At 75.1% G+C, this 12,214-nt stretch carries 1 protein-coding gene (only partly in view); it reads right to left on the bottom strand.

Going from position 1 to position 12,214, the window contains the following annotated elements; translation table 11 throughout:
- Nucleotides 1-12,112, bottom strand: partial view of a non-ribosomal peptide synthase/polyketide synthase gene (locus OIE75_RS15810; RefSeq protein WP_329471266.1) — the 5' portion only. It extends 9,734 nt beyond the left edge of the window; only the first 12,112 of its 21,846 coding nucleotides appear in the window; its start codon is at nucleotides 12,110-12,112; the stop codon falls past the left edge of the window.
- Nucleotides 12,113-12,214 lie beyond the last annotated feature (102 nt).

Raw genomic sequence — 12,214 nt, 5'->3', positions numbered from 1 at the left:
CGAGCTGGCGGCTCGTCGTGTCGGCGCTCACCGGGTAGTTCTGGAAGACCATGGCGGTGTCGAAGAGTTCGCCGTGTCCGGCCCAGCGCTGGATGTCGGCGAGTCCGGCCCACTGGTGGTCCAGGAGGCGGGCCTGTTCGGCCTGGAGACGGCGGAAGAGGGCGCCCAGGGGCTCGGCGTGGTCGAGGCGGGCCCGGACGGGCAGGGTGTTGATGAAGAGGCCGATCATGGACTCGACGCCGGGCAGCTCGGGCGGGCGGCCGGAGACGGTGGCGCCGAAGACGACGTCGTCGCGTCCGGTGGCCTGGGCCAGGGCGAGTGCCCAGGCGCCCTGGACCACGGTGTTCATGGTCACGCCCTGGCGCCGTGCCCACGCGGAGAGGGCCGCCGTGGCGTCATCGTCCAGGCCGAACGGGACGCTCAAGGGGGCCGTCTCGGCCGGGCCGGCGTCCGGGGCGAGGAGGGTGGTCTCGTCGAGGTCCGCCAGGGACTCCTGCCAGGCGGTCCGGGCAGCGTCCCGGTCGCGGGCGTCGAGCCAGGCCAGGTAGTCGCGGTACGGGCGAACCCGGGGCAGGCTCACGGGGTCGCCGCCGGAGACGTACAGCTCGGTCAGTTCCTGCCAGAGCAGGGGCATGGACCAGCCGTCGAGCAGAATGTGATGGTTGGTCATCACCAGGCGGACGCGGTCGGCGGACAGGCGGATCGCCGTGAAGCGCATCAGCGGCGGGCTGGTGAGGTCGAAGCGGCGTTCCCGGTCTGCGGCCGCCAGCCGTCCGGCCTCCGCGTCACGTGCGTCCTGGGCGCGGTCGGTCAGGTCGTACTCGCTCCAGTCCGGTTCGACGTCGGCGGGGACCACCTGCACCCACGCGCCGGACCCGGTCTGCCGGAACCCGGCCCGCAGGTTGGCGTGGCGGCGCAGCAAGGCGTGGGCCGCCGCGCGCATCCGGGTGCCGTCGAAGGTGCCCTCCAGGTCGAAAGAGAGCTGGCCGACGTAGACGTCGCGGGCGGACTCGTCGTACAGGTTGAGGAAGAGGAAGCCCTCCTGGAGCGGGGCGAGGGGCAGGACGTCCTGGAGGCCGGGGAGGACGTCCTCCAGGTGCTCGATCTCGTCCTGGGCGAGCGCGGGGTGGGCGATGTCGGAGGGGGTGAGGCCGCCCGCGCCGGGCTGCCGGGCCTCCTCGACCAGGTGGCGCAGCATCCGGAACCAGGCGTCGGCCAGCCGCTGGGCGTCCTCGGGCTCCAACTCGGTGCGGGAGTAGGTCCAGCGTGCGCGCAGCCGGGTGCCGTCGGGGGTCTCCCGGGCGACGGCGTTGACGTCCACGGGGTGGGCCAGTGGCATGGCACCGTCGATACCGGCGACGTCGCCGCCCTCGATGGTCCACGGAGCCTCGTCGACTCCCTCCTGGCCGATCTGACCCAGGTAGTTGAAGCCGAACTCCGGGACGGGCAGCGCGGCGAGGGCGTCCCGGGTGCGCGGGTTGAGGTGGCGCAGCAGGCCGTAGCCGAGGCCGTCGCCCGGTACGGCGCGCAGCTGCTCCTTGACGGCCTTCAGCGCCCGGATCGCCGATCCGGCGTCGCCGGAGAGGGCGGGCGGGGCCAGCCGGACCGGATACATCGACGTGAACCATCCGGCGGTGCGGCTGAGTTCGGCGCCCGGGACCGCCTCCTCGTGGCGGCCGTGGCTCTCCAGGTCCACGACGACGGGTGCGGCGGGGTCCTCGGAGCGGCCGTGCCGCCACTGGGCGACGGCCAGGGCGAAGGTGCTCAGCAGCACGTCGTTGATGGTCGCGTGGCAGACGCCGGGGACCCGGGTGAGCAGGGCCTCGGTGGTGTCCGCGTCGAGTTCGGCGGTGATCTCGCCCGCGGTCGCGTGGGTGTCCCGCGCGGGGTCCACGTGCAGCGCGCGCGGGGTGTCGCCGAGTACCGCACGCCAGTGGTCCAGCTCGTTCTCGGTCCGCGGCTGTGCGGCCAGGTCGGTCAGGGCCAGCGCCCACCGGCGCCACGGCGTGCCCACGGGGGCGAGGGCGTCGCCGGCGTAGGCGGCCGCCAGGTCGGGGATGAGGAGGCGCCAGGTGACGCCGTCCATGACCAGGTGGTTGGCGACCAGGACGAGCAGGCCGTCCTGGGCGGCGCCCCGGTCGAGCCAGACGGCCTGGAGCATGATGCCGTCGGCGGGGGCCAGGCGGGCGCGGGCCGCCCACGCCTGCTCGGTGACCGCGGCGCGCACGGCGGACTCGTCGAGGCGTACGGCGTCGAAGCGGACCAGGCAGTCGGCCGGTGTCACGGAGCCCGGCTCCGGGATCTCGATGGTCCAGTCGTCGGCCACCCGCATGCGCAGCGCGTCGTGGCGGTCGAGCACGGCCCGCAGCGCGGCGCCGAGCGTGTCGAAGTCGAGGGCGGCGGGCACGCGCAGGACCAAAGACTGGTTGAACTCGGCCTTGCCGGACCCGAGATCGGCGAACCAGCCCATCATCGGGGTGCGCGGCGCCGGACCGTACGCCGGGACGTCGGAGTCCCGCGCGGAGTCGTCCGGGCCGGGCGTTTCGGCGGCCGACCGGGCCAGCAGGGCGGGCGTCTGGTGCTCGAAGACGTCCCGCACGGACAGGACCAGGCCCGCCGCGCGGGCGCGGCCGACGAGCTGGATGGAGAGGATGCTGTCGCCGCCCAGGTCGAAGAAGCCGTCGTCCACGCCGGGCGACTCCACGCCGAGGACCTCGCCGAACAGGTCGACCAGCAGCCGCTCGCGCGGGTCGCGGGCGGCCCGGCCGGAGGTGCGGGCGGAGTAGTCGGGGGCGGGCAGCGCCTTGCGGTCCAGCTTGCCGTTGATCGTCAGCGGCAGCGCGTCCAGCACGACGAACGCGGTCGGGATCATGTGGTCGGGCAGGGTCTCGCGCAGTTCGGCGCGGAGCGCGGCGGTGTCGACGGTGCGGCCGGGCTCGGGCACGACGTAGGCCACGAGCCGCCGGTCGCCGGGCCGGTCCTCGCGGACGATCACGGCCGCCCGTGCCAGGTGCGGGCGCTCGGTGATGACCGCCTCGATCTCGGTGGGCTCGATCCGCAGGCCGCGGATCTTGACCTGGGTGTCGACGCGCCCCAGGTACTCCAGCTCGCCGTCGGGCAGCCAGCGCACCAGGTCGCCGGTGCGGTAGAGGCGGGTGCCGGGGTCGCCGAAGGGGTTGGCCACGAACCGCTCGGAGGTCAGGGCGGGGCGGGCGTGGTAGCCGCGGGCCAGGTGCGGTCCGGCGGCGTACAGCTCACCGGGCACGCCGGGCGGGACGGGGCGCAGGGCCGCGTCCAGCACGTAGACGGCGCTGTTGGTGACGGGGGAGCCGATGGGCGGGGTGAGGGGGCCGGACAGCGGCCCGCTCATCGTGGAGCAGACCGTGGTCTCGGTGGGACCGTAGGAGTTGAGCATCGTCCGGCCCGGCGACCAGCGCTCCACCAGCTCGGGCGGGATCGCCTCGGCGCCCACGACGAGGGTCAGCCCGTCGGGCAGCGACCCCTCCGGCAGCAGCCCGAGGACGGAGGTCGTCAGGCTCAGGTGGGTCGCCGCGTGCCGGGTCGCCAGCTCGGCCAGTTCGGGTCCCGGCGTGGTCTCCGGCGGTGCCACGACCAGGGCGGCGCCGGTGAGCAGGCCCATCGCCAGCTCCCAGAACGACGCGTCGAAGCTCGGCGAGAGATGCTGGAGGACCTTGCTGCCCGGGCCCGCCGCGCAGTCGCGGGTGAAGATGTCCACGAGGCCGGGCAGCCCGGTGTGGGTGACGACGACTCCCTTGGGGCGGCCCGTCGTTCCCGAGGTGTAGATCATGTACGCGGGGTGCTCGGGACGCAGCGGGGACGGCCGGTCGGCGTCGGTGACGTCGTGGCCGGGGAGCGCGGCGAGGGCCGTCACCGTCCCGGCGTCGTCGAGCGGGAGGACGGGCGTTCCCGTGTCCGGGAGGCCGGCGGCCAGGGCGGACGTGGTGACGACGAGGGTGGGGGCCGCGTCCCGGACGAGGTGGGTGATCCGCTCGGCGGGGTAGGCCGGGTCGACGGGCAGGTAGGCCGCGCCCGCCTTGAACGCGGCGAGCGCCGAGACGACCAGGTCCGCCGAACGGGGGAGGGCAACCGCCACGAACCGCTCCGGGCCGGCGCCCAGTTCGAGGAAGCGGCGGGCCAGCCGGTTGGCTCGCTCGTTCAGCTCGCCGTAGGTCAGGGTCCCGTCGGCGGACTCCACGGCGAGGTGGTCCGGGCGCTCGGCCGCGTGCCGGGCGACGTGGTCGGCGAAGGTGCGGTCGACCGGCCTGCGGGCGGTGTCGTTCCACTCGACCAGGACGCGGTCCAGTTCCCGGGCGCTGAGCACGTCCACGTCGCCGATGCGGCGGCCCGGATCGGCGACCAGCGCGTCCAGGAGCCGCAGGAAGCGCTCCACCAGAAGTGCGACCGTGCCCTCGTCGAACAGGTCCGCGCTGTACTCGGCCGCGCCCACCAGCCCGGCGGGGGCACCGTCGGCGTCGCGGTGCTCGGCGAGTTCGAGGGCGAGGTCCAGCTTGGCGACGCCGGTGGTCACGTCGAGGAGGCTCACGCCGAGGCCGGTGGTGGCGAGCGCGGCGAGGGCGTCCTGCTGGGTGGTGTCCAGGCTGAGCAGCACCTGGAAGAGCGGGTTGTGGGAGAGCGACCTGGTCGGCGAGAGGACGTCCACCAGGTGCTCGAAGGGCAGGTCCTGGTGGTCGTAGGCGCTCAGGTCGGCGTCCCGCACCCGGTCGAGGAGTTCCCGGAAGGTGGGGTCGCCGCTGGTGTCGGTGCGCAGCACCAGGGTGTTGACGAAGAAGCCGACGACCTGGTCCACGGCGTCGTCGCCGCGGCCCGCCACCGGTGTGCCCAGGGGGATGTCGTCGCCCGCGCCCAGCCGGGTCAGCAGGGCCGCCAGGGCCGCCTGGAGCACCATGAAGACGCTGGTGCGGGACTCCCTGGCCAGCTCCGCCGCGCCCCGGTGCAGGTCGGCGGGGACGGTCAGCGGGACCCGGCCGCCGCGGTGCGAGGCGACCGCGGGCAGCGGCCGGTCCGCGGGCAGTTCGAGCCGGTCGGGCAGCCCGGCCAGGGCCTGCTTCCAGTGCGCGAGCTGGCGGCCGGCGGGGCTGGTGCCGTCGGAGGCGTCCCCGAGCGAGGCCCGCTGCCACAGGGTGTAGTCCGCGTACTGCACGGGCAGCGGCGCCCAGTCGGGGGCGTGGCCGGCCGTGCGGGCGGTGTAGGCGGCGGCCAGGTCGCGGACCAGCGGGCCGAGGGACCAGCCGTCACCGGCGATGTGGTGGACCATCAGCAGCAGGACGTGCTCGTCCGCGGCGAGCCGGAACAGCTCCGCGCGGACCGGGATGTCGGCCGTCAGGTCGAAGCAGTGCCGGGCGGCCTCTTCGAGACGGGGGCCGAGCAGATCCTCGGTGAGGTCGGTGACCGGCAGGTCGAAGCGCACTCCGGCGGCGTCCAGGACGGTCTGCCGGGCGCCCTGCGCGTCCTCGGTGAAGACGGTCCGCAGGCTCTCGTGGCGTACGACGACGTCCTGGAAGGCCGCGCGCAGCGCCTCCGGGACGAGGGCACCGGTCAGCCGCAGCGCGCCGGTGATGTTGTAGGTGGGGGAGGGGCCTTCGAGCTGGTGCAGGAACCAGAGCCGCTGCTGGGCGTACGACAGGGGCAGCCGCTCCGGGCGGGCCCCCGCCGTCAGCGCCGTCCCGGCCCGCTCGGCCCCGTCGAGGACGGCGGAGAGCCCGGCCACGGTCGGGCTCTCGAACAGCCGCCGCACGGACAGTTCGACGCCGAGGGTGCTGCGGATGCGGGCGGCCAGCCGGGTGGCGAGCAGGGAGTGGCCGCCGAGGTCGAAGAAGCTGTCGTCGACGGTCAGCCGGGGCACCCCGAGCACCTCGGCGAACAGCGAGCACAGGATCTCCTCGCGCGGGCCGCGCGGGGCGCGTCCGGTGACCTGCCCCGCGTGGGCGGGGGCGGGCAGCGCCTTGGTGTCGAGCTTGCCGTTGGGCGTCAGCGGCAGCACGTCCAGGGTGACGAACGCCGACGGCAGCATATGGTCGGGCAGGTGACCGGCGGCGTGGTCGTGCAGCGCGCGGGCGGTCGTGTCGGTGCCCGTGACCACGTACGCGACGAGCCGCGGGTCGCCCTGGACGTCCTCGCGCGCCACCACGGCCACGTCGTCGACGGCGGGGTGCGCGGCGAGCACGGCCTCGATCTCGCCGGGCTCGATGCGGAAGCCGCGGATCTTCACCTGCTGGTCGGCGCGGCCCAGGTAGTCCAGGCCGCCGTCGGTGCGGCGCCTGGCCAGGTCGCCGGTGCGGTACATCCGGGTGCCGTGCTCGCCGAACAGGGCGGCGTACGGGTCGGCGGGGAACCGGTCCGCGGTGAGCGCCGGGCGGCCCAGGTAGCCGCGGGCCAGTCCCGCGCCGGCCACGTACATCTCGCCGGTGACGCCGGGCGGGGTGGGACGAAGCCGGTCGTCGAGGACGTAGACGCGCAGGTCGGGGATGTTGACGCCGATCGTGCTCGCCGACGCGGCGGCCGCGGTGGCGCGGTCCAGGGCGAAGTGCGAGACGTGCACGGTGGTCTCGGTGATGCCGTACATGTTGACCAGCGCCGGCGCGTCCTCGGCGTGCCGCTCGTACCATTCGGCCAGCCGGGACAGGTCGAGGGCCTCGCCGCCGAACACCACGGTGCGCAGAGCGAGTTCGTCGCGGCTCTCGCGGTCTGCGGCGGCCAGCTGATGGAACGCGGACGGCGTCTGGTTGAGGACGGTGACCCGCTCGCGGGCGAGCAGGGAGAGGAACGCGGCGGGGTCCCGGCTCACGTCGTGCGGGACGACGACGAGCCGGCCGCCGTGCAGCAGCGGACCCCACAGCTCCCACACCGAGAAGTCGAAGGCGTACGAGTGGAACAGCGTCCACACGTCGTGCTCGTCGAAGCCGAACCAGTGCTCGGTGGCGGAGAAGAGCCGCACGACGTTGCGGTGCGGCACGGCCACGCCCTTGGGGCGGCCGGTCGAGCCGGAGGTGTAGATGACGTAGGCGGTGTCCGCGGGGTCGAGGGGCCGGACCCGCTCGCCCTGCGTCAGGTCGGTGGCGGGGTACGGGTGGCCGGCCGCCTCGCCGAGGACGATGCGGGGCACCTCGTGGGCGGGCAGCCGGTCGGCGGTGGCGCGGTCGGTGAGCAGGGCCGCGGGCGCGGAGTCGGACAGCGCGTGGGCGAGCCGGTCGGCCGGGTAGCCCGGGTCCAACGGCACATAGGCGGCGCCCGACTTGACCACCGCGAGCAGCGCCACGACCAGCTCGGGCGAGCGCGGCAGGGCGAGGGCGACCAGCGCGTCGGGGCCGATGCCGCGCGCCGTCAGCTGCCGGGCCAGGCGGTTGGCGCGGGCGTTGAGGTCGGCGTAGGAGAGCGAGGTGCCCTCGAAGGTCAGCGCGGTGCGGCCCGGGTGCCGGGCGGCCTGCCGCTCGAACAGCTCGGGCAGCGTGGCGGTGACGGGCGAGGAGGAAGCGGGGGCGCCGTCCGGCCGGTTGGCCGTCACCAGCAGGTCGCGGTGTTCGCCGGGGACGAGCACGTCGACGTCGCCCAGCCGCAGGCCCGGGTCGGCGGCGACCGCCGTGAGCAGCCGCAGCAGCCGCTCGGTGAGCGTGCGCACGGTCCCCGCGTCGAAGAGTTCGGTGCTGAACTCCACCGCGAGGTCGAGACCGGCCTGCCCGCCGTCCGCGTCCCGCCGCTCGTCGAAGGCGAGGACGAGGTCGAAGCGGGACAGCCCGGTGTGCACCGGCAGCAGCGACGTGCTGATCCCGGGCAGCCGCCCCAGCTCGCCCAGGGCGTCCTGCTGGGTGGTGTCGAAGGTCAGCATCACCTGGAACAGCGGGTGGTGGGAGGTGGCCCGGTCGGGGTTGACCGCCTCGACGAGCCGCTCGAAGGGCAGGTCCTGGTGGGCGTAGGCGGCCAGGCCGCGCTCGCGGACGCGGCCGAGCAGGTCGCGGAAGGTCGGGTCGCCGCTGGTGTCGGTGCGCAGCACCAGCGTGTTGACGAAGAACCCGACCAGGTTCTCCACCGCCGCGTCGGTGCGGCCGGCGATGGTCGAGCCGATCGGCACGTCCTCACCCGCGCCGAGCCGCGTCAGCAGCCCCGCGAGGGCGGCCTGGAGCACCATGAAGACGCTGGTCCGCGTCTCGCCGGCCAGCGCGGCCAGTGAGCGGTGCAGGGCGGCGGGCACCGTCAGGTCGAGGCGGGCGCCGGAGTTGTCGCGGCGCACGGGACGCGGACGGTCGGTGGGCAGCTCCAGCCGCTCCGGCAGCCCGGCGAGCGCCTCCCGCCAGTGCGCGAGCTGCCGGGCGCCCTCGCCACCCGCACTCCCGGCCTCGTCGCCGCCGGTGCCGAGCAGTTCGCGCTGCCAGAGCGTGTAGTCGGCGTACTGCACCGGCAGCGGCGCCCAGTCGGGGGCCGTACCGGCCGACCGGGCGGCGTAGGCGGCGCCCAGGTCACGGGCGAGGGGCGCCAGCGACCAGCCGTCGCCCGCGATGTGGTGCAGCACGAGGAGGAGGACGTGGTCCTCGGGCGCCACCCGCAGGAGCGTGGCCCGCAGCGGCACGTCGCGGGTGAGGTCGAAGCGGTGCCGGGCGGTGCGCGCGAGGTCGTCGGTCAGCCGCTCCGGGGCGCTGTCCAGCGTCTCCAGGCGGGACGGGGCCCGCTCGGGGGAGAGGATCACCTGGTGGGGCCCGTGTGCGTCCTCGGCGAAGACCGTGCGCAGGCTCTCGTGCCGGGCCACCACGTCGCCGACGGCCGCAGACAGGGCGGCCTCGTCCACCTCGCCGGTCAGCCGGAGCGCCGCCGGGATGTTGTACAGCGGCGAGGGTCCCTCGTACTGGTGGATGAACCAGAGGCGCTGCTGCGCGAAGGAGAGCGGCAGCCGTTCGGGACGCGGCCGGGCGGTGACCGCCGCGCGGGCCCGCCCGGTCTCCGCCAGCGCCGGGGCCAGCTCCGCCACGCTCGGCGACTCGAAGACCCGCTGGATCGGCACCTCCGCGCCGGCCGCGGCGCGGATGCGGCTGATCAGCCGGGTGGCGAGCAGGGAGTGGCCGCCCAGTTCGAAGAAGCTGTCGTCGACGCCGACCTCGTCGACGCCGAGCACCTCGGCGAAGAGCGCGCACAGCAGCTCCTCGCCCGGGGTGCCCGGGGCCCGCCCGGCGGAGCGCTCGGTGCGGGCGGGGGCGGGCAGGGCCCTGCGGTCGAGCTTGCCGTTCGGGGTGACCGGCAGCTCGGGCAGGGTGACGAAGGCGGCGGGCACCATGTAGCCGGGCAGCAGTTCGCGCAGGCGCGCGGTGAGCAGCGCGGCGTCCGCCTCCGCGCCCGGCGCGGGCACGGTGTAGCCGACGAGCCGCTGGTCGCCGGGCCGGTCCTCGCGCAGGACGACGGCGGCCTGGGCGACCTCCGGCTGCCGCACCAGCGCCGCCTCGATCTCGCCGAGTTCGATCCGGAAGCCGCGCAGCTTGACCTGGTGGTCGGCGCGGCCGAGGTAGTCGAGGCTGCCGTCGTGGTTCCAGCGCGCGAGGTCGCCGGTGCGGTACATCCGGCTGCCGGGCGCCCCGTGCGGGTCGGCGGTGAAGCGTTCGGCGCTGAGGCCGGGGCGGCCCAGGTAGCCGCGGGCCAGCTGCACGCCGGCGATGTACAGCTCGCCGGGCACGCCGGCCGGGACCGGGCGCAGCGCGGCGTCCAGCACGTACATCCGGGTGTTCCACACCGGGCGTCCGATCGGCACCGGCCCGTCGCCGGTGTCCTCGGAGCACGGCCAGTACGTCACGTCGACGGCGGCCTCGGTGGGCCCGTACAGGTTGTGCAGCGGTACGTCCGACACGGCACGGAAGCGGGCGCGCAGCTCCGCCGAGAGGGCCTCGCCGCTGCAGAAGACCCGGCGCAGGCCGCTCAGCGCGGCCGCGGACGGCTCGCGCAGGAACACGTCGAGCATCGACGGTACGAAGTGCAGGGTGGTCACGCCCGCGCGCCGGACGGTGTCGGCCAGGTAGGCGGGGTCCAGGTGGCCCTCGGGCCGGGCGACGACCAGGGTGGCGCCCTGGACGAGGGGCCAGAAGAACTCCCACACGGACACGTCGAAGCCGGAGGGCGTCTTCTGCAGCACCCGGTCGGACGGTTCCAGGCCGTAGGTGTCCTGCATCCAGGCCAGGCGGTTGACGATCGCCCGGTGCGAGACCACGACGCCCTTGGGGCGGCCGGTGGAGCCCGAGGTGTAGATGACGTAGGCCGGGTGGTCGGGGGCGGGCGCCGTCGTCGGCGCGGTGGCGGCGGGCTCCGGGGAGGCGGCCGGGTCGTCGAGGAGCAGCCGGGGCGTGCCGTCCTGCGGCAGCCGCTCCTCGGCCTCGCGCGTGGTCAGGACGAGCATCGCGCCCGCGTCCCGCAGGATGTGCGCGATGCGGTCGGCCGGATAGCCGGGGTCGACCGGCACGTACGCCGCGCCCGCCCTGACCACCGCGACCAGCGCCACGACCAGCTCGGCGGACCGTGGCACGGCCACCGCGACGAAGCGTTCCGGACCGGCGCCCCGGGCGGCCAGCGCGGCGGCCAGCCGCTCGGCGCGGGCGTCCAGTTCGGCGTAGGTCAGCGAGGTGCCCTCGAACACGACGGCCTCGTGGTCCGGGGTGCGCGCGGCCCGCGCGGCGAGCAGGTCGGGCAGCGTCGCGGCGGGCACCTCGCGCACGGTGTCGTTCCACCCGTCGAGGACGAGGTCCCGCTCGTCCGGCGTGAGCAGCGCCACGTCGTCGACACCGGCCGCGGGGTCGGCCGCCAGCTCGGCCAGGAACCGGACGAAGCGTTCCTGCAACGAGTCCAGGTCCCGGGCGCCGTACACCTGCGGGTTGCCCTCGAAGTCGACGCGGAGCCCGTCCTCGGGGGTGCCGGACAGCACGATGTTCAGGTCGGCCGTCGGGCCCGAACTGATGCTGCGCATCAGGCCGACCGGCCCGCCGAAGTCCACCGGCCTGATGTACGGCATGACGTTGACGGTGGGTCCCGACACCCCGGAGCCGCCCAGCTCGCGGTCGAGGTCCTCGCCGCGGTAGCGGCTGTGCGCCATCAGGCCGCTCATCGCCGCGGACACGTTCTCGACCACCCGCGCGAAGCTGTCGCCGGGGTGCACGGCCAGCCGCAGCGGCAGCCGGTTGGAGACCATGCCGGGCGTCACCCGGGCGCCCGCGCCGTAGCGGCCGGTGACCGGCACGGAGACCACGATGTCCCGGGCGCCCGTCATCCGGTGCACGAAGGCGCCCACGCCGGCGATCACCACGCGCGCCCAGTGCGCGCCGGTCGCGTCGGCGGCGCTGCCGAGCACGCCCGTGCGCTCCGGGCCGAGGGTCAGGCTCCGCACGGTCGGCGCGAGCACCCGGGCGCCGCCCCGGCCGGTGAGGGAGACGGGCTCGGGGCGGTCGGCGAACAGGCCGGTCCAGTAGGCCCGGTCCCGCTCGTGCCGCGCCGAGCCGCGGTAGGCCTCCTCACCGGCGACCATCCGGTCCGTGTCCCCGAACGAGTGCGCCGGGGCCTCGCGCCCGTCCCGCAGCGCGCGGTAGACCTCGGCCAGCCGCTCGTAGAACAGGGCCATGCTGGTGCCGTCGATGACGATGTGGTGGACGCCCAGGTAGTACACGTGCCGGCCGCCGCCGAGCGTGAACAGGGCGTGGCTGCTGAGGCCGGGCCGGTCGAGCGGCAGCGGCGTCGCACGGTCCCGCTCCATCCACCGCTGGGCCTCGCCCTCGGGGTCCTCGTGGCCGGAGAGGTCGATGTGGCGCAGCACCACGGGGGTGTACGGCACCCCGTCCGGGCCCTCGACGGCGTCCGAACCCTCCGGCGCGGGCGGGCAGTACGCGCGGTACGGCCGGCCCTCCTCGTCGGTGAGGAAGCGGGAGCAGAGCGTCTCCGTCTCGGCCACGGTGTGCCGCAGGGCCGCGCTCAGCAGCGCGTGGTCCAGCGGCCCGTCGATCTCCAGGCAGGACCCGGTCCGGTAGTGCGCGCCGCGCGGGTCCAGCTGCTGCGCGAGCCACACCTCGTGCTGGGCGCTGGTCAGACCGTGCCGAACCGAAGAGTTCTCAGACACCTGTCTCCTCACAATCCTCCGCCGGAACCCCCGGCCTCTCAGTGGCGCGCACTAAAACAAACAAGGTGTTGCCCGGATGGCATTCAATTAAGGGCGAACTGG

This window comes from Streptomyces sp. NBC_01723, from assembly GCF_036246005.1.
Taxonomy (GTDB): domain Bacteria; phylum Actinomycetota; class Actinomycetes; order Streptomycetales; family Streptomycetaceae; genus Streptomyces.
The sequence above is the reverse complement of the archived record's forward strand: the minus strand, read 5'-3'. Positions and strand labels throughout refer to the sequence as shown.